Source organism: Streptomyces sp. NPDC006458 (assembly GCF_040612135.1).
Taxonomy (GTDB): Bacteria; Actinomycetota; Actinomycetes; order Streptomycetales; family Streptomycetaceae; genus Streptomyces.
The window spans coordinates 35,659-54,500 of sequence record NZ_JBEXPR010000006.1; the positions used below are offsets into that span (position 1 = coordinate 35,659).

Here is an 18,842-nt window from a genome sequence, read left to right on the forward strand (position 1 = left end):
TCCGGAGGGAGAACGCACACCATGAGCAAGCCCCTGAAGCAGATCCATCTCGCCGCCCACTTCCCCGGCGTCAACAACACCACCGTCTGGAGCGACCCGCGGGCCGGCAGCCACATCGAGTTCTCCTCCTTCGCGCACTTCGCCCGCACCGCCGAACGCGCCAAGTTCGACTTCCTGTTCCTCGCCGAGGGCCTGCGGCTGCGCGAACAGGGCGGGCAGATCTACGACCTGGACGTCGTCGGCCGCCCGGACACCTTCACCGTCCTCGCCGCGCTCGCCGCCGTCACCGAACGCATCGGCCTGACCGGCACCATCAACTCCACCTTCAACGAGCCCTACGAGGTCGCCCGCCAGTTCGCCAGCCTCGACCATCTCTCCGACGGCCGCTCCGCCTGGAACGTCGTCACCTCCTGGGACGCCTTCACCGGCGAGAACTTCCGCCGGGGCGGCTTCCTGCCGCAGGAGGAGCGCTACTCGCGCGCCAGGGAGTTCCTGGCCACCGCGAACGAACTCTTCGACTCCTGGCGGGGCGACGAGATCCTCGCCGACCAGGACGGCGGCACCTTCCTGCGCGACGCCAAGGCCGGCGCCTTCGTCCACACCGGCAAGCACTTCGACATCCACGGCCGCTTCAACGTCCCGCGCTCCCCGCAGGGCCGCCCGGTGATCTTCCAGGCCGGGGACTCCGAGGAGGGCCGCGAGTTCGCCGCCTCCGGCGCCGACGCGATCTTCAGCCGGTACGCCCAGTTCGACACGGGCCGCGCCTTCTACACGGACGTCAAGTCCCGCCTCGCCAAGTACGGCCGCCGGACCGACCAGTTGCTCATCCTGCCCGCCGCCAGCTTCATCCTCGGCGACACCGACGCGCAGGCCGAGGAGATCGCCCGCGACGTCCGCCGGCAGCAGGTCAGCGGCGCCACCGCGATCAAGCACCTGGAGTTCGTCTGGAACCGGGACCTGTCCTCGTACGACCCGGACGGACCCCTGCCCGACATCGACCCCGACCCCGGTGAGCACCACATCGCGCGCGGCCGCGCCCAGGTCCGGATGTACCGCGACCCGGTCGCCACCGCACGGGAGTGGCGCGAACTGGCCGCTGCCAACAAGTGGTCCATCCGGGACCTGGTCATCGAGACCGGCAACCGGCAGAACTTCGTCGGCAGCCCGGCCACCGTCGCCAGGGACATCAACGACTACGTCCAGGCCGACGCCGGCGACGGCTTCATCCTCGTCCCGCACATCACCCCGGGCGGCCTGGACGAGTTCGCCGACAAGGTCGTGCCCCTGCTCCAGGAACAGGGCGTCTACCGCACCGACTACGAGGGCACGACCCTGCGCGACCACCTGGGACTGGCCCACCCCGACGGGGCGCGCGAGGAGCGGGCGGCCTCGTGAGGTTCCTCGCCATCACCCTCATCGTCCACCGCCCCGACCCGGTCACCGGCGTACTGAAGCCGACCCGGGACCGGTTCCGCGAGGTCCTCGACAACGCCGTCCTCGCCGAGGAACTCGGCTTCGACGGCTTCGGCGTGGGGGAGCGGCACGAACGGCCCTTCATCTCCTCCTCGCCGCCGGTCGTCCTCAGCCATGTCGCCGCCCTGACCGAACGCATCCGCCTGTTCACCGCGGTGACGACCCCGCCGCTGACGACGCCGAGATGTGGCCGCGGCCGTACCAGCGGCCCGTGCGGGTGTGGCACGGCAGCGCCACCAGCCGGGAGTCGGTCGACCTGGCGGCCCGTTACGGCGATCCGCTGTTCTCGGCGAACGTCACGTACCCCGTCGAGCCGTACGCCGAGCTGATCCGCCAGTCGAACTGCTCGCAGAGGAGTGGGCCCGCCGCGGCCACACGGCCCGGTGAACGCCGGGGACCGGCCCCTGACACGCGAAAGCCCCGCACCTCCCTCGTGGTGCGGGGTTTCCGCGCGCGGCCGGGGGCCGTCCCCCTCCCCCGAAGGAGACGGGCCCCGACCGCTTCCCCGGTGCCGGTCTGTGGTCCGTGCGTCCGTGCCGAGCGGTGTCGTGCTGTCGCGGCGGCGCTGTCACCAGCACATGACCGCTGTCTCGCCCGGACCCCAGCCGGAGTACAGGCGCACACGGACGAAGTAGCGGCGGCCCTTGACCAACCGGGCCCCGATCCGGGCGTTGCGCGAGGTGCCGCCGTCGTCGTCGGCGGCGAGATAGCGGGGTTCGCCGTCGCGCTCCTCGAAGAGCACCACGACGGTGTCGCAGTCGCCGAAGGCGGCGATGGTGTACTCGCGCGTCTCGGAAGGCTCCACCGTGAAATCGGCCTGCTCGCCCGGCCCGAGCCGGAGCGGGGCGGACCGGAACGGCACCAGTGCCGGGTGCGCCGCGTCGAGCGGCGGGTACCAGCGGAGCACGAACTCCTTGTCCAGAGGAGACAGCGTCCCCGGCGGGTTCAGACCGCCGCGGAACTCCTCCGGTTCCAGGATCAGCCCCGACGGGAACGCGAACTCCATGATCGACTGGGGGTCCCAGACCGAGCCGTTGACCTCGGCCGGGCTCAGCTTGCGCAGGATGTTGGCCTGCGTGGTCTCCCGGCTCCAGTGGTGCGGCGGGCCCGCCAGTTCGGCGCAGACCGCCTCGTCGTCCCAGTGGATCGCGGCGTACGGGTTCTGGTGTTCGTGCTGCATGCCCAGCGCGTGCCCGATCTCGTGCAGGGCGGTGCCGTGCTCTGCGGACGCGGTCAGATCCCAGCCGAAGTTCATGGTGCGGTCGTTGATGCCGACGCGCAGGGCGTCCTTGCCGAGGGCCGACCAGGAGCCGTCGCCGAGCTGGAACCCGATGCGCAGCTCCGCCTCCGAACGGTCGGCGACCTCCACGAAGCTCAGCCCGATGCCCAGGTCGTGCCACTCGCCGAAGCAGGCGCGCACCACGTCCCGCTGCTTCTCGGAGCCCACCCAGGACACCCTCCGGGTCTCCCCGGAGCCCGGCACATGGATCACGGAGGCGTCGGACTCGCCGTCGAAGAAGTAGTAGTGCAGGACCGTGCCGTTGACCCACATCGGCCGGCCGCCGACGAGCGCGCTCAGCCGCTCGGCCGCCAGCCCCGCGGACCGCTACTGCCGTCTGCGGGGCGAACTGCGCGACGCCGCCGCCTGGGCCCGCCAGGGCCTGCGGCACACCCCCGGCGACGGGCCCTGCCGCCTCGAACTCGCCCTGAGCGAAGCCCAGTCGGGCGGCGTGGACGAGCGTGGCACCGACGAGCCCGGGGCCCGGTGCGCCGCCGCCTGGCGAGCCGCCGCCCGGGGCGACCTGGAGGCCGCCCTCGCCGCCCTCGACGACGAACGGCCCTACGACGCCGTACGTCTCGGCGCGCCCGGGCGGGCCGCCGGACTGCTGCGCTCCGGCGAGGTGTTCGCGGCCCATGCCGAGGCGCTCGCCCGCGCGGACGGCCCCGCCCTGGACCGGGCGGCCGACACCCTCCGGGAGCGCGGCTTCCTGCTGTTCGCGGCCGAGGCGCACGCCCAGGCCGTGCGGGCGCACCGCGACCCGCTCGCCGCGCGGACCTCGCGCACCCGGGCCGTCGCCCTGGCCCGACGCTGCCAGGGCGCCCGCACCCCGGCGCTGACCGGTCTGGTGCTCGGTGAACTCACCATCCGCCAGCGCCAGATCGTCACCCTGGCGGCCGCCGGACTGAGCAACCGGCAGATCGCCGAGCGCCTCACCCTGTCCGTGCGGACCGTCGGCAACCACCTCTACAGCGCCTACACCCGCCTCGGCGGCGACCGTCAGACCCTGCCGGGCAGGATGACGGCCCCGGACGCCAAGTCGGCCCGACAAAAGCTCCGTTCATGATCCGCACGGCATAATGGGGCCTGCTCGAAGCGCCGTTGTGCCGGTCTCCCTGCAACCGCCGCCCCATCGAGGGCATGAGTCGAGGCAGTGGATCCGGGAAGGCCGCGCCATTGCCGCGAGTGTCCTCATGACGGTTCCGGCAGGGCGTGGCTCGGAATAGAGGTGTGACGAGCACGACCGAGGGCCTTCACCGGCCCTCGGTCACCCCTCGCACCCCCGGACGGCGCGGGCACCCGCACCGCCGGTCCCCGCACGGGCACCCGCACCGCCGGTCCGCACGGGCACCCGAGGACCCGCCCACCCGAGAACCCGCCAGAACCCGCCCTCACGCCGCGCCGAACGCGGTGAACGCCCACCCCGTCGCCTGGTGCACCGCGTCGTCCGGCACGGCGGCACGAGCGTCCCGCAGCGCCTCCGCCAGTGACAGCCCGGCGGCCAGCCCCTTGTGCAGGGCCAGCATGAGCGGCACCACCGCCTCGTCGTTCACGGGCGCGCTGCACGCCACCACCCCCGCGGTGCCCAGCGGCAACAACGCCGTGACCAGGCCCAGCAGTTCGTCCGCGCCGACGGAGGCGAACCGGGCGGTGTCGCAGCAGGACAGGATGATCCGGTACGGGCTGCGGTCCAGGCGCTCGAAGTCGTGGACGACGATCGGGCCGTCGGCCATGCGAAGGGAGGAGAACAGCGGACTGTCCGCGCGGAAGGCGCCGTGCGCGGCGATGTGCGCCAGCGCCGCCCCGTCCAGCGCCCCGAGCACCTTCGGTGCCCGCGCCTCGTCGTGCTCCAGGACCGTGGGAGCGCCGTAGCGGCCCGCCAGTTCGGGCACCTCCGCGCCACCGGTGGCCAGGCCCGGCCCGCGCACCAGCACATGCCGCCCGCCGGGCGGGGGAGCCGTCTCGTGCGCCCTGAGCCAACTGCTCGCCGACGGCGACACGCTCAGTACCCGCTCGCGCAACGACGGCAGCAGCGCCCACGGCACCCGGTGCAGCCGCCCCGGCGGTACGACCACGACCGGCCCGCCGCCCAGATGCGCCGCCGCGGGGCCGAGCAGCAGCTCCTCCAGGCGCCGCCCCATGGCCTCCACCAGCGGCAGCCGGGCCTCCGCCCCGGGATGCGCCAGCCGCCGCAGACCCGCCTGCACATGCTCGGCCTCGGCCACCGCCTGGCCCAGCAGCCCCGCCTCGAACCGCCGCACCCGCCCGCCGCCGCACACCAGCACATGCACCCGGCCGTCCACCACCGCCAGTTCCACCAGCCGTGTCCCGCCCAGCGCCGCCAGCAGCCGTCCCGCGTCGAACCGGTCCCCGTCGCCCGGCGCGTCGCCGCGCATGTGCAGGGTCAGCGAGCGGATCTCCCGCTCCAGGCGCCGCTGTTCGCGCTCCAGGGCGGGGACCGGACGCCCCTCCATCCGGGCGGCCTCCGCACGGGCCGCGATCTCCCGGAAGGCGGTCAGCCCGCTCTGCAGCGCCGGGTCGGCGGGCGGCCGGGTGGGAGGCGCGGACAGTGCCGTCGCGCGCCACCGCTCGCTCCACTCCAGCAGCCGCCGCGACCCGCCCGCCGCCAGCGAGGCCCGCTGCGCCAGCGCCGCCAGCTCCGCGCCCTGCTCGGTGGCCCGCGCCCGCAGCTCCGAGGCGCCCAGGGTGGTCCGGTGGTCGTCCAGCACGGCCAGACCCCGCCGGCACGCCTCCAGCACCCCCCGTCCCGACCCGGCCGCCTGGGCGCGCAGCGCCTGCGCCGCCCAGCCGGTGATCCGCGCCAGCGGCGGACCGCCGTGCCGGCTGCGCGCCGCCACCGCCAGATGCCGCTCGGCGTCCGCCCGCCAGCCCAGCGCCAGGGCTATCCGGCCCGCCAGCAGTGAGGCCTCCGGCGCCGAGGGCGCCCCGAAGGACGCCAGCCGCTCGGCCACCGCGGCCGCGTCCGCCACCAGCCGGCCCGCGTGCCGCCCGGCCGCCACCCGGGCCTCGATCAGCACCAGCCGGGCGTGCGTCTCCCACCACATGCGCCGCTGTCCGGCGAACAGCCGCACCGCCAGCGCCGCGCGCGCGATCGCCGTGTGCGGGTCACCGGCCAGCCGCGCCGCACGGGCGGCCGCCAACAGCAGTTCCGCCTTGCGCGTGGACTGCCCGCCGATCCCGTCCAGCGCCGCGATCGCCGCGTCCGCCTCGGCCAGCGCCTCCGGCGCCAGTCCCGCCGCCATCAGGACCTCGCAGCGCCGGATGTTCAGCATGAACGTCGGGGTGCCCAGTGCCGCGTAGCGTCCCTCGGCCTCGTCCAGCAGCCGCAGCGCCGCCGGGATGTCCCCGGCGCGGAACGCCGCCAGGCCCCGGCTCTCCACCGCGTCCGCCTTGTCGTGCTCCTGGCCCGTGGTGTCCCACAGGGCCTCCGCCGCCGTGAAGTCGGCGTCCGCCCGGTCCACCGCGCCCAGCGCCAGATGCACGGTGGCCCGCAGCGTCAGCGCCCGCGCGGTCCAGATCACGTCGTCCGCCTGCCGCAGCACCGGGATCGCCCGCCGTACGTCCTCCAGGGCCCGCCGGTGATGCCCCAGTACCCACCAGGCGTACGCCCGCCGGTACAGCACACGCGCGCGGGTGTGCCCGCTGCCGCGCAGCACGCCCCGCTCGAACGCGGCGAGCCCCTGCCGGGTGCGCCCCGCGTGCACCAACGCGACCCCCAGCGTGCCCAGTACGTCCGCCTCGCGCTCGGCCGAGTCCGCGCGTGCCGCGCAGTCCCGCGCCCGGCGCAGATGGTGCAGCGCCAGCCGCAGATCGCCGAAGTCCCGCTGCCAGATGCCGATGACCTGATGGGCCACGGAGGCGTGCAGCGGCGGCGCGTCGGACGCCAGCACGCCACGCGCCCGCGCGAGAGCCTCGTTCGGGGCGGCGAACACCATCGGCAGCAGTTCGAGCACCGAGTCGCCTTCCGCTGTCACGTAACGGATGGTAGTGGTCCACGGAACCGTGTCACATGGGTCGGGGTCTGTATCAGGCAACGGGCCCGCGGCTCTGTTTGACGACACGTGCCCCACTGGGAGGATCCGCCATGGCACCACAGCGATTCCACGAGCAGTTCGACCAGATCCAGCGCTCGCTGCCGGACGTTCCCCTGGCCATGGGACCGGACGACTCCGCCGAGTTCATCTACGAGAAGGGAGTCGTCCTCGCCCGCGACGGGGAAGAGGCCCGACTCGTCGAGGACACCGTGCGCGCCCACTTCACCGAGGCGCCCGAACTGACCGCCGACACCATCCGCCGCGCGGGCCCGAGGACCAACCGCTCCGGCATCACCCGCATCCAGGTCGGCGACCCCGGCCAGGGCCTCACCGCCCGCGGCGACCGCGAAGTGGCCGCCGCCCTGCGCGCGTTGCGGCAGGCCGAGGGCCGTGCCGGACGCCGGCTGGTCAGCCGCAACCACCTGGTGTCCATCGCGGTCAACGCCTGCCCGGGCGACGAACCCGAGCCCGTCGCCCGCACAGAGACCCCCAACCCCGGTCTGGACGGCACCCCTTACGACCCCGAGACCGCCGTCGGCGTCCTCGTCGTCGACACCGGCCTGATGAACGACTACCGCTCCTACCCGCCCCTGGCGCACACCCACGGCGACGCCCAGACCCAGGAGACCGACGACCAGGGCATACTCCAGCAGTACGTCGGCCACGGCACGTTCATCGCCGGGCTCGTCGCGGCCGTCGCCCCCAACACCGAGATCACGGTGAGCAACGCGCTGACCGACGCGGGCGCCATCCTGGAGTCCGAGTTCGGCGAGAAGCTGTTCGAGGCCGTCGACCACAGCGGCTGGCCCGACATCCTCTCCCTGTCCGCCGGCACCTCCAACGGCCGTCTCGACGGCCTGCTCGGCGTCGAGAACTTCATGCGCGAACTCCTCCAGCAGCACACCCTGCTGGTCGCCGCCGCCGGCAACAACGGCAGCGCCACCCCCTTCTGGCCCGCCGCCTACGCCAGCTTGCCCGACTACGAGGACGCCGTGCTGTCCGTCGGAGCCCTGCGCGGCGACGGCGAGTTCGGCGCCTGCTTCTCCAACCACGGCCCCTGGGTGCGGACGTACGCCCCCGGCGAGCGCCTCACCAGCGCCCTCACCGGCTTCACCGCCCCCGTGCCGTACGTGTACCAGCACTCCACCTATGACGCCTGCCGCTACGGCTTCACCTACGCCTGCACCTGCCAGGCCCCCAGCCACACCGGCGTGCTGACCGAGCAGCAGAGCGGTGCCGGCGGCAAGCCCGACCAGGTGATGTTCGAGGGCTTCGCGAGCTGGAGCGGCACCTCCTTCGCCACCCCGGTCGTCGCCGGGATGATCGCCGCCCACATGACCGCCCACCAGGTGACCGACCCGCGTCTGGCCCGGCAGCAACTGCTCGCAGCCAACACCGAGTTCGCCGAGGTGCGGGGAGCGCACGTGCCCGCGCTGCGGCCGGCCGGGTGGCGCGCGGTGTCGGTCGCGCCCACCGCGTGAGGCCCGGATGAGGATCGGAGCATGCCCCTCCACGGCGTACGATGACAGGCCGTACACGAGGGGTGGGGCCGTGGACCGTGCAGATGTCGGCGCGCTCGTCCAGTCCGCTGTCGACGGTGACGCGGCGGCCTGGAAAGCGCTGGTGGAGGGCATGAGCCCACTGGTGTGGTCGGTGGTGCGCGCGCACCGGCTGTCCGACGCCGACGCGCACGAGGTCTACCAGACCGTGTGGTTCCGTTTCGCCCAGCATCTGGGCCGGCTGCGGGAACCGGGCAAGGCGGGCTCGTGGCTCGCCAGCACCGCGCGGCACGAGAGCCTGAAGGTCATCAAGAGCCTGAAGCGGCTGACGCCCACCGACGACCCGCAGCTCCTGGACCGGGTCAGCGAGGACCGCACCCCCGAACAGTCGGTCCTGGACTCCGAGGAGGCGGCCGCAGAGACCGAGCGGATCCGCCGCATGTGGCAGGAGTTCGAGGGCCTCGGCGACCGCTGCCGGCAACTGCTGCGGGTGCTGATGGCATCGCCGCCGCCCACGTATCAGGAGGTGTCCGCGGCCCTGGGGATCGCCGTGGGCAGCATCGGACCGCTGCGCCAGCGCTGCCTGCGGCGGCTGCGCGCCCGAATCGACGCACGGGGAGCGCTGTGAACCGCGACATCGGCGACAACGACAACGACAACTGCAACGACAACTACACCGACAACTGCAACGACAACTACACCGACACCGCCTACGACGACGGGGCCCTGGGCGAGGACGCCTTCGACACCGGTCTGCTGGAGGAGGAGCTGCGGCGCGCCGCGGCCGTCCTCGACCCGGTGCCGGCCGGGCTGCGGCAGATCGCCGTCGAGGCGTTCCTGCTGCACGACCTCGACGCCCGGATCGCCGAGCTGACCTTCGACTCGCTGGTCGACGCCATTCCGGTCAGAGGAGCGGCCGACCCGCCGCGGATGCTGACCTTCCGCGCGGGCGACCTGACGGTCGACATCGAGGTGACCGGGGAGGGTCTGATGGGGCAGGTGATGCCGCCCCAGCCGGCCGGGATCGAGGTGCTGGGCGGACCGCATCCGGCCACGCCCGACACCCTCGCCGCGGACGAACTGGGCCGCTTCAGCAGCGATGTGGCCCCGTCCGGGCCGTTCGCGCTGAGGCTGCGGACCGGCGGTCAGGTGGTGGTCACGGAGTGGCTTCGCGCCTGAGGCCCTGACCCCGAATCCGCGCCCGAACCCCGACCCGTACGGTCACCAGGTGCACGGCAGGAGGCGCGGTCCCCGGAGCATCGTCCTGGTCCGCCAGGGCACGTCCTCGGCGGGGACCGCGAGCCGCAGGCCGGGCAGCCGGTCCAGCAGGGTGTCGACGAGCAGCTCGGCCTGCATCCGGGCCAGCGCCGCGCCCGTGCAGTGGTGTGTCCCGTTGCCGAAGGCCAGATGCGCGTTCGGCTCCCGGTCGGGGTCGATGCGCTGCGGGTCCGGGAACACCCCGGGGTCGCGGTTGGCCGCGAGGTAGGACACGTACACCGGCTCCCCGGCGGCGATCCGGTGACCGGCCACCTCGACGTCCTCCAGCGCGATGCGCGCCGGGCCGACGCTGCTGCGGTGCGGGACGAACCGCAGCAGCTCGTCGACGACCCGGCCGCGCTCCTCCGGCGCCTCGCGCATCCGGCGCATCAGATCGCGCCGGGTGAGCAGCAGGTACAGCATCTGCCCGCAGTTGTGGGTGACCGCCGCACAGCCGAGCTGGAGCGGTCCGGCCAGGCCCACCGCCTCCTCCTCGCCCACCTCGCCCCGCGCGACGGCCCGGCCAAGCATCGCGTACACGTCCTCGCCGTCGCTGTCCGCGCGGGCCCGCACGGTCTCGGTGATCCACCCGTACAGCCCGCGCCCGGCCTCCTCGGTGGCCTCGGCGCCCCCGGCGGTGGAGATGATCTCCCGGGTCCAGGCGCGCACCCGCTCCCGGTCGGCCGCGCCCACCCCCATCACCTCGCCGACCACGGCGGCCGGGAACGGCTCCAGCACCCGCTCGACCAGATCGGCCGGGGGACCCTGCCGCACCATGTCGTCCACGAGCTCGTCCAGGAGCTCCTGCGCCTTCGGCCGCAGCCGCACCGCCGCCTCCACCGTGAACGCGCCCGCGACCGTCCTGCGCAGCCGGTTGTGGTCGGGCTGGTCGGCGAACGCCAGCGAGCCGGGGAGGGGCTCGAAGTGCGGTGCCACCCGGGTGATCTGACGCTGTGTCACTTCCGCGCGGCCGAACCGCGGGTCGTCGGTGATCAGCCGTACGTCCTCGTAGCGGGTGGCCAGCCACGCCCAGCCCTCGCCGTGCGGCAGTGTGATGCGGGACAGCGGGCCCTCGCTCATCAGCAGGTCCAGCACCGGGTCGAAGTCCGTGCCCGGCACGGTCAGCGCGGGCCAGTTCCGCACGGTCGGCGGCGCCTGCCCGGTCAGCATGGTGGTCTCCTCGGTCATGCCCTCACCCTCGCCGCCCCGGCGCCGTCTGTCGCGCGGGAGTGCTCCAGCCGGTTACCGCGGTACGGCGTCCACCAGCCGGGCCAGCGCCTCGGCGAGCCGGCCGAGTCCGGGCCCGGCGGGTCCGCCCGGCTCGGTCATGTAAGTGTCCCGGCGGATCTCCACCATCAGCGCCGCCACGCGCGGATCACGACCGTAGAACTCCAGCGGCACGTAGGTCCCCGCGAACGGGCTGTCCAGCCCCGTCTCCCCGATCCCCGCGAACGCCTCCCTCGCGGCCGTGAGCAGCTCCGGCGGGGTGTGGAAGGAGTCGGTCCCCAGACACACGGGAGGCCGCGGCCCGGCCCCGTGCAGCTCGTACGGCAGGGCCTTCGCGGGATAGGAGTGCACGTCGACGATCACGGCCCGGCCGGTCGCCGCGAGCCGGTCGGCGACGGCGTCGGCCATGGCGCGCGCGTACGGCCGGAAGTACCGCTCGACCAGCGGCTCCGGGTCCCCGTCCGCCCGGCGCAGCACCTGCCCGTGCGTGGTGCGCGTGTACACCGCGCCCATGCCGACGGCGAGCATCTCCTCGCGCTCGTCCGGGAACCGCTCGGGGTCCACCACCAGCCGCGACAGCCGGTTGACGAACCGCCAGGGCGTCAGCCCCGCGAGCTCGGCGGCCGCGGCCGCGATCTCCGCCGTGTGCGCGTCGGTGATGTGGTCCAGCTCCCGCTCCAGCGCCGCGTCGTCGAGCACGATCCCGGCCCGTACGCCGGCGGGTATCCCGCGCGCCGAGTGGGGCACGTGCAGCAGGACGGGGGAGTCGGGGGCGCCGGGCAGGACGGCGTAGGACATACGAGGTCTCCCAGGGCGTGCGGGCGGGGGCGGCCGGGGCGGTGCGGCGAGGGCAGACGACTGCGCCCCGGCCGGGCGGCTGCACCGGTCGGGGCGGAGTCGTCGGGGAATCCCGGGGAGCGTCAGCTCAGGGTCGCCAGCGCCGCGTTCCAGGTGGCGGAGGGACGCATCACGGCGGCGGCCTTGGCCGGGTCGGGCTGGTAGTAGCCGCCGATGTCGACCGGCTTGCCCTGGACGGCGTTCAGCTCCTCGACGATCTTCTGCTCGCTCGCGGCGAGCGACTCGGCGAGCGGGGCGAAGGCCTTCGCCAGCTCGGCGTCGTCGGTCTGCCGCGCCAGCTCCTGGGCCCAGTACAGGGACAGGTAGAAGTGGCTGCCGCGGTTGTCGATGCCGCCGACGCGACGGGTCGGGGACTTGTCCTCGTTGAGGAAGGTCGCCGTGGCGCGGTCCAGGGTGTCGGCGAGGACCTTGGCCTTCGGGTTGTCGGTGGCCGTCGCGTACTGCTCCAGGGACGGGACCAGCGCGAAGAACTCACCGAGGGAGTCCCAGCGCAGGTAGTCCTCCTTGACCAGCTGCTGGACGTGCTTCGGCGCGGAGCCGCCGGCGCCCGTCTCGAACAGACCGCCGCCCGCCATCAGCGGGACGACCGACAGCATCTTGGCGCTGGTGCCCAGCTCCAGGATCGGGAAGAGGTCGGTGAGGTAGTCGCGCAGGACGTTGCCGGTCACCGAGATGGTGTTCTCGCCGCGGCGGATGCGCTCCACCGACAGCTTGGTGGCCTCGACCGGGGCGAGGACGCGGATGTCCAGGCCGTCGGTGTCGTGCTCGGGCAGGTACGCGTTGACCTTGGCGATCAGGTTGGCGTCGTGCGCACGGGTCTCGTCCAGCCAGAAGACGGCCGGGTCGCCGCTGGCGCGGGCGCGGGTGACGGCCAGCTTGACCCAGTCGCGGATCGGGGCGTCCTTGGTCTGGCAGGCGCGGAAGATGTCGCCCTCGGAGACCGGCTGCTCGATCACGACGTCGCCGGCCCGGTCGACCAGGCGGACCGTGCCCGCGGTGGCGATCTCGAAGGTCTTGTCGTGGGAGCCGTACTCCTCGGCCTTCTGCGCCATCAGGCCGACGTTCGGGACGGAGCCCATGGTGGCCGGGTCGTAGGCGCCGTTCGCGCGGCAGTCCTCGACCACGGCCTGGTAGACGCCGGAGTAGGAGGAGTCCGGCAGCACCGCGAGGGTGTCGGCCTCCTGGCCGTCCGGGCCCCACATGTGGCCGGAGGTGCGGATCATGGCGGGCATCGAGGCGTCGACGATGACGTCGGACGGCACGTGCAGGTTGGTGATGCCCTTGTCGGAGTCGACCATCGCCAGGGCCGGGCCCTCGGCGAGCTCGGCGTCGAAGGACGCCTTGATCTCGGCGCCGTTCGCCAGCGACTGAAGGCCCTTGAGGATGCCGCCCAGACCGTCGTTCGGGGACAGACCGGCGGCGGCCAGCGCCTCGCCGTACTGTGCGAAGGTCTTCGGGAAGAACGCGCGTACGACATGGCCGAAGATGATCGGGTCGGAGACCTTCATCATCGTGGCCTTCAGGTGCACGGAGAACAGCACGCCCTCCGCCTTGGCGCGGGCGACCTGCGCCGTGAGGAACTCGCGCAGGTGGGCGACGCGCATCACGGAGGCGTCGACGACCTCACCGGCGAGCACCGGCACCGACTCGCGCAGCACGGTGGTGCTGCCGTCCTCGGCCACCAGCTCGATCCTCAGCGCGCCGTCCTCGGCGATCACCGCGGACTTCTCGGTGGAGCGGAAGTCGTTCTCGCCCATGGTCGCCACGTTGGTCTTCGACTCGCCGGACCAGGCGCCCATGCGGTGCGGGTGGGTCTTGGCGTAGTTCTTCACCGAGGCGGGGGCGCGGCGGTCGGAGTTGCCCTCGCGCAGGACCGGGTTCACGGCGGAGCCCTTGACCTTGTCGTAGCGGGCCTTGATCTCCCGCTCCTCGTCGGTCTTCGGGTCGTCGGGGTAGTTCGGCAGCGCGTAGCCCTGGCCCTGGAGCTCGGCCACGGCGGCCTTGAGCTGCGGGATGGACGCCGAGATGTTCGGCAGCTTGATGATGTTGGCCGCGGGCGTCTTCGCCAGCTCGCCCAGCTCGGTCAGCGCGTCGGGGATGCGCTGGTCCTCTTTTAGGTACTCCGGGAACACCGAGATGAGGCGCCCGGCCAGCGAGATGTCCCGGGTCTCCACAGAGACACCCGCCTGCGAGGCGTAGGCCTGGACCACCGGCAGGAAGGAATACGTCGCCAGGGCCGGGGCCTCGTCAGTGTGCGTATAGATGATGGTCGAGTCAGTCACCGGGTGCTCCGCTCCACGTCTGCAACATTGCTCGACATCAAGATATCTCGTGATCGGCCCCGCCTCGACAGGGGTCCGGCCGGATGCGGCCACGGATCGCTTGGCCCGGGATGGAACCGGGGAGGGTGATCTTGCGGTCATCCAGGGTGATCGTCATCTCATCCGAGACGGCCGGACCTGACCAGCCGGCCGCCCGAGTGAAAGCGGACCATGAGATATCGCAGCAGAGTGACCGCCCCGGCCGCCCTGATCGGCACCGCCGTGGCTCTGAGCGCCGGCACCTCGGCCCACGCCGCCACGGGGAAGCGGCCCAAGCACACGGCCGGCCCGGGCCCCGAGACCCTCGGTGACCCCGTCTTCCCGGGCCTCGGCAACGACGGCTACCGCGTCTGTCGCTACCACCTCGACCTGGCCTGGGACGCCACGACCCGGCTCGTCACCGCGACCGCCACGCTGACCGTCCGCGCCACGCGGGCGCTCAGCCGCCTCTCCCTCGACGCCCTCGGCCTCGACATAGCCGACGTGCGGGTGGACGGCGACGCGGTAACCCATGCCCAGGAGGGCGAGAAGCTGCGGATCACTCCCGCGGCGGCGCTGCGCGCGCACCGGGAGGCCGAGATCACCGTCCGGTACACGGCCGACCCGCGCCGCACCCTCGCGCACACCGCCTGGGTGCCCACGCCGGACGGCTTCGCGGTCTGCCCGCAGCCGAACTCCGCGCACACCCTCTTCCCCTGCAACGACCACCCGGCGGACAAGGCGGACTTCACCTTCCGCCTCACCGTCCCCGCGGGACTGCGCGGCGTCGCCAGCGGCACGCTCGTCTCCACCGAGGACCTCGGGGACGGCCGGACCGCGTACACCTACACCTCGCGCGAGCCGATCGCCACCGAGCTCGTGCAGATCACCGTCGGCGACTACGCGGTCAAGGAGCGCTTCGGCCCCCACGGACTGCCCCTCAGGGACGTCGTCCCGGTCGCCCGCGCCGCCGCGCTGGAACCCGCGCTGGCCCTCACCCCGAACCTGGTGAGCTGGATCGAGCAGCGGCTCGGGGCGTACCCCTTCGAGACGTACGGCCTGCTGCCCTGCAACTCCGACGACGCCAACGCCTTCGACTTCACGGGCCTGGAGACCCAGACCCTCACGCTCTACAAGCCGAACTATCTGCTCCAGGCCGAGCCGAAGATCGCCTCGCACATGATGCACGAGCTCGTGCACTCCTACTTCGGCAACAGCGTCAGCCCCGCCACCTGGGCCGACCTGTGGCTGAACGAGGGCCACGCCGATTTCTACGGGCTGCTCTACCGCTACGAGCGGGGCTGGGCCGACTCCCTCGGGCTGACCACGATGGAAGCCCGGATGAAGGACACGTACGCGCGCGGCGACCAGTGGCGCAAGTCCTCCGGCCCCGTCGCCGCGCCGAACGAGGCCAACCTCTTCGACAGCCAGCGCTACCTCGGTGGCGTACTCGTCCTGTACGCCCTGCGCCGGCAGGTCGGCGAGGCGGTCTTCGACACGATCGAGCGCACCTTCCTGGAGCGCTTCCGCAACCGCTCCGCGTCGACCGACGACTACATCGCCGTCGCCACGCAGGTCGCCGGACAGGACCTGTCCGGCTTCCTGCGGGACTGGCTCTACGGCACGAAGACGCCGCGCATGCCCGGTCACCCGGACTGGACGGTGACGCCGGCGAGTTCGGCGCTCACCGCCCCGCACAGCCGCCGGGGCGGGCACTACCACGAGAACTCGGCGACTCTCTGAGCCGTGCGTCCGACGGCTCCGTGTGAGCCGTGTGTGCGAAGGCTCCTTGTGAGCCGTCAGTCGAGCCGGGCGGAGGACACCTCGCCCGGCTCGGCCGCGCCCGCGCGCTGCTGCGGGATGACCACCGCGCCCTGCTCCAGCGACACCGTGCGGGTGGGCGCCGGGATGCGGATGCCCTCCGCGCGGTAGCGGCGGTGCAGCCGCTTGATGAACTCGTGCTTGATCCGGTACTGGTCGCTGAACTCGCCCACACCCAGGATGATCGTGAAGTTGATCCGGGAGTCGCCGAAGGTGTGGAAACGGACGGCCGGTTCGTGCTCCGGCAGCGCCCCGGTGATCTCCTGCATCACCTCGGCGATGACCTCGACGGTCACCTTCTCCACATGCTCCAGGTCGCTGTCGTAGGCCACGCCCGCCTGGAGCAGGATCGTCAACTCCTGCTCGGGGCGGTTGTAGTTGGTCATGTTCGTCCCCGCCAGCTGCCCGTTGGGGATGATGATGAGGTTGTTGGAGAGCGAACGGATCGTGGTCTGACGCCAGTTGACGTCGGTCACATAGCCTTCCTCGCCGCTGCTCAGGCGGATGTAGTCGCCCGGCTGCACGGTCTTGGAGGCGAGGATGTGGATGCCCGCGAAGAGATTGGCGAGCGTGTCCTGAAGGGCCAGCGCGACCGCCAGACCGCCCACGCCGAGGGCGGTGAGCATCGGGGCGATCGATATGCCCAGCGTCTGGAGCACCACCAGGAAGCCGATGGCCAGCACCACGACCCGGGTGATGTTCACGAAGATCGTGGCCGAACCGGCGACCCCCGAGCGGGACTCGGTGACCGTACGCACCAGACCGGCGACCACGCGGGCCGCCGCCACCGTCGCCGCGAGGATCAGCAGCACCGTCAGGGTCTGGTTCACATGCCGCTGCACGGTACGGGTCAGCGGCAGCACGGCCCCCGCCGCGGCCGCGCCGCCCAGCACCGTGGCCCAGGGCACCACCGTGCGCAGGCCGTCCACGATGACGTCGTCGCCGCCCCAGCGGGTGCGGTCGGCCTGCCTGCCCAGCCAGCGCAGCACGACGCGCAGCACGAACGCCGTCAGCAGGCCCGCGGCCAGGGCGATCCCGGCGACGACACAGTCGTGCAGGGTGAGCGTGCGGGTCACCGGTCACCTCCGGGGAGACGGGGTGCGGCGGACCGGGCCGCCGACGGCCGGATGTGAAGTCTCGTCACGTTGTCACCTGCTCGTTTCGGGATGTGCGCAGGCGCCGGCGGCGTTGCGTCGCGAACCGGCGCGAGGGCTCATCCTGCCGTATCCGGAACATCAGTTCGCGCACGTGGTCGGGCTCGTGGTCACCCCGCGACGCGATGTCACAGTCCCTCGAACGTCCCGTGCCGCCCGGACCCCGCCGCGAAACGTGCCGCGCCCCGGAGGCTTTCCGCCAGCACCGCCGCCCCATGGCCGAGTTCGCCCCGCAGGGCCTCCTCCTCCCCCCTGCCCTCCTGGTCCAGCACCGAGGCCCGGTCCGAGCGCAGACAGGCCTGCGGGAAGCGGGCGATCTCCGCGGCCAGCGCCTCGGCCCCGGCGCGGGCGGTGCCGGTGGGCACGAGACGGTTGGCCAGACCGATCTCATGGGCCTCACGGGCCGGGACCGGACGGCCGGTGAGGATCAGGTCCAGGGCGCGCGAGGTGCCGATGAGCCGGGGCAGCCGTACCGTGCCGCCGTCGATCAGCGGCACGCCCCAGCGGCGGCAGAACACCCCGAACACCGCGTCCTCCTCGGCGACCCGCAGGTCGCACCACAGGGCCAGTTCCAGCCCGCCCGCCACCGCGTGCCCGGCCACCGCCGCGATCACCGGCTTGGACAGCCGCATCCGGGTGGGCCCCATCGGGCCGTCGCCGTCCTCGGCGACCCGGTTGGCGCGCCCGGTGCCGAGCGCCTTCAGGTCCGCGCCCGCGCAGAACGTGCCCCCTTCGCCCCACAGCACCGCCACCCGGGCCTCCGGGTCCGCCTCGAAGTCCCGGAAGGCCTCCGCCAGTTCACCGGCGGTCGGACCGTCCACCGCGTTGCGGGCCTCGGGGCGGGAGAGGACGACCGTGGTGACATGACCCACGCGTTCGACGCGGACCGGCATGCGGGAACCCCTTTTCGGCTCAGGAGCGACGAGAAGGGGAGTGTTCCACGGGCGCGTACGGCACCCGCGGGCGTCAGATCACCTTCAGCCGCACGAGCGCGCCCAGGGTCAGCGCCCCCGGCACCAGCGGCACCCAGACGGTGATGATCCGGTACGCCAGCACCACCGCCGTCGCCACCGCGACCGGGCCGCCCGCCGCGACCAGCGCGACGATCAGCGCGGCCTCCACCGAACCGATCCCGCCCGGGGTCGGTATCAGCGCGACGGCGACGGTGGCCGCCAGATACGCGATGACCATGTGCGCGGGCGGCACCGGCAGTTCCAGCGCCATGCCCACCGCGACGAGCCCCGCGGCCTGGAGCACCGGGAAGGCGAACGAACCGCCCCACAGGGCGAGAGCCCGCGCCGGCCGCGTGTGCACCGAGCGGGCCTCACCCAGCGCGGTGCGCAGGAACCTCAAGCCGGGCTCGCGCAACCGCCGGACCAGCAGCACCACCGCCACGACGGCCACCGCGCCCGAACCCAGCCCGAACAGCAGCGGGCCGCCCACCCCCTCGGGCAGCAGGGTGCCCAGCCGCAGCGCGTGCGGAAAGGCCAGCAGCAGCACCGCGAGCAGACCGACCCGGGCCACGCCCTCGGCGAGCAGGAACAGCGCGAGCGCGGCCGAGGACCGGGCGAGCGGGACCCCGCACACGGTCAGGAAGCGGAGGTTCACCGCGCCCGCGCCGAGGCCGGTCGGCAGCAGATGGTTGGCCGCGCCCGCCGCGAACTGGGTGGCCAGCAGCCGCAGCCGGGGCAGCCGCTCGACGACCGCGCCCTGCCGGCTGACCGCCGCCGCGACCCAGGTCAGACAGGTCGCCCCGCCCGCCGCGAGCAGCCACGGCCACCGCGCGTGCGCCAAGTGCCCGAACCCGTCCGTCAGCACGTCACGATGACGCACGGCCACCACGGCGACCAGCGCCACCGGAAGCAGGCACAGGACCTGCCGCACGGGAACGCGCCGCGCGAGCCGTCCCACGGAAATTC

General features: G+C 73.1%; 13 protein-coding genes and 2 pseudogenes. 7 read left to right on the forward strand and 8 right to left on the reverse strand.

The window, feature by feature from the left end; all coding sequences use genetic code 11:
* Window positions 1-21: 21 nt before the first annotated feature.
* Window positions 22-1,395 (forward strand): NtaA/DmoA family FMN-dependent monooxygenase, encoded by a 1,374-nt coding sequence (locus tag ABZZ79_RS09870; RefSeq protein WP_356688371.1) that lies wholly within the window; start codon window positions 22-24, stop codon window positions 1,393-1,395.
* Window positions 1,392-1,807 (forward strand): annotated as a pseudogene (locus ABZZ79_RS09875) (LLM class flavin-dependent oxidoreductase); the annotation flags it as partial. The gene ABZZ79_RS09870 and the pseudogene ABZZ79_RS09875, both read left to right, overlap by 4 nt.
* 234 nt (window positions 1,808-2,041) lie before the next feature.
* Here the strand turns inward: ABZZ79_RS09875 and ABZZ79_RS09880 are convergent.
* Window positions 2,042-3,025: a M12 family metallopeptidase gene (locus ABZZ79_RS09880; RefSeq protein ID WP_356688373.1), complete on the reverse strand. Its 984-nt coding sequence runs from the start codon at window positions 3,023-3,025 to the stop codon at window positions 2,042-2,044.
* Between the two features lie 52 nt (window positions 3,026-3,077).
* On the opposite strand from ABZZ79_RS09880, the pseudogene ABZZ79_RS09885 reads away from it, so the two are divergent.
* Window positions 3,078-3,818 (forward strand): annotated as a pseudogene (locus ABZZ79_RS09885) (LuxR C-terminal-related transcriptional regulator); the annotation flags it as partial.
* Window positions 3,819-4,143: 325 nt separating this feature from the next.
* On the opposite strand, the gene ABZZ79_RS09890 reads toward ABZZ79_RS09885, so the two are convergent.
* Window positions 4,144-6,708 carry a CHAT domain-containing protein gene (locus ABZZ79_RS09890; protein WP_356688642.1) on the reverse strand — a complete coding sequence of 855 codons (2,565 nt, stop codon included), beginning with the start codon at window positions 6,706-6,708 and terminating at the stop codon, window positions 4,144-4,146.
* Window positions 6,709-6,857: 149 nt separating this feature from the next.
* Here ABZZ79_RS09890 and ABZZ79_RS09895 point away from each other — a divergent pair, with 149 nt between their 5' ends.
* The 3 genes from ABZZ79_RS09895 to ABZZ79_RS09905 all read left to right on the forward strand — a co-directional run bounded on the left by ABZZ79_RS09895 (window position 6,858) and on the right by ABZZ79_RS09905 (window position 9,485).
* Window positions 6,858-8,288, forward strand: a complete 1,431-nt coding sequence (locus tag ABZZ79_RS09895) for a S8/S53 family peptidase (RefSeq protein ID WP_356688375.1) — start codon at window positions 6,858-6,860, stop codon at window positions 8,286-8,288.
* A 7-nt stretch (window positions 8,289-8,295) separates the two neighbouring features.
* Entirely contained in the window at window positions 8,296-8,934 is a 639-nt protein-coding gene (locus tag ABZZ79_RS09900; RefSeq protein WP_356688377.1) for a sigma-70 family RNA polymerase sigma factor, read from the forward strand.
* 98 nt (window positions 8,935-9,032) lie between these two features.
* Window positions 9,033-9,485, forward strand: a complete 453-nt coding sequence (locus tag ABZZ79_RS09905; RefSeq protein ID WP_356688643.1) for a hypothetical protein — start codon at window positions 9,033-9,035, stop codon at window positions 9,483-9,485.
* A 42-nt stretch (window positions 9,486-9,527) separates the two neighbouring features.
* Here the strand turns inward: ABZZ79_RS09905 and ABZZ79_RS09910 are convergent, their stop codons facing one another.
* The 3 genes from ABZZ79_RS09910 to ABZZ79_RS09920 form a co-directional block, all read right to left on the reverse strand.
* Window positions 9,528-10,751, reverse strand: coding sequence for a cytochrome P450 (locus tag ABZZ79_RS09910; protein WP_356688379.1), 1,224 nt, complete (start codon window positions 10,749-10,751; stop codon window positions 9,528-9,530).
* Window positions 10,752-10,805: 54 nt separating this feature from the next.
* Window positions 10,806-11,588 (reverse strand): N-formylglutamate amidohydrolase, encoded by a 783-nt coding sequence (locus ABZZ79_RS09915; protein ID WP_356688381.1) that lies wholly within the window; start codon window positions 11,586-11,588, stop codon window positions 10,806-10,808.
* A gap of 122 nt (window positions 11,589-11,710) precedes the next feature.
* Entirely contained in the window at window positions 11,711-13,930 is a 2,220-nt protein-coding gene (locus ABZZ79_RS09920) for an NADP-dependent isocitrate dehydrogenase (protein ID WP_356688383.1), read from the reverse strand.
* A 210-nt stretch (window positions 13,931-14,140) separates the two neighbouring features.
* On the opposite strand from ABZZ79_RS09920, the gene ABZZ79_RS09925 reads away from it, so the two are divergent.
* Window positions 14,141-15,691, forward strand: a complete 1,551-nt coding sequence (locus tag ABZZ79_RS09925) for a M1 family metallopeptidase (protein WP_356688385.1) — start codon at window positions 14,141-14,143, stop codon at window positions 15,689-15,691.
* Window positions 15,692-15,747: 56 nt separating this feature from the next.
* On the opposite strand, the gene ABZZ79_RS09930 is transcribed toward ABZZ79_RS09925, so the two are convergent.
* The 3 genes from ABZZ79_RS09930 to ABZZ79_RS09940 form a co-directional block, all read right to left on the reverse strand.
* Window positions 15,748-16,845, reverse strand: a complete 1,098-nt coding sequence (locus ABZZ79_RS09930; protein ID WP_356688387.1) for a mechanosensitive ion channel family protein — start codon at window positions 16,843-16,845, stop codon at window positions 15,748-15,750.
* Between the two features lie 206 nt (window positions 16,846-17,051).
* Window positions 17,052-17,816, reverse strand: a complete 765-nt coding sequence (locus ABZZ79_RS09935; protein ID WP_356688389.1) for a crotonase/enoyl-CoA hydratase family protein — start codon at window positions 17,814-17,816, stop codon at window positions 17,052-17,054.
* A 73-nt stretch (window positions 17,817-17,889) separates the two neighbouring features.
* Window positions 17,890-18,840: a lysylphosphatidylglycerol synthase transmembrane domain-containing protein gene (locus ABZZ79_RS09940; protein ID WP_356688644.1), complete on the reverse strand. Its 951-nt coding sequence runs from the start codon at window positions 18,838-18,840 to the stop codon at window positions 17,890-17,892.
* Between the last annotated feature and the right edge of the window lie 2 nt (window positions 18,841-18,842).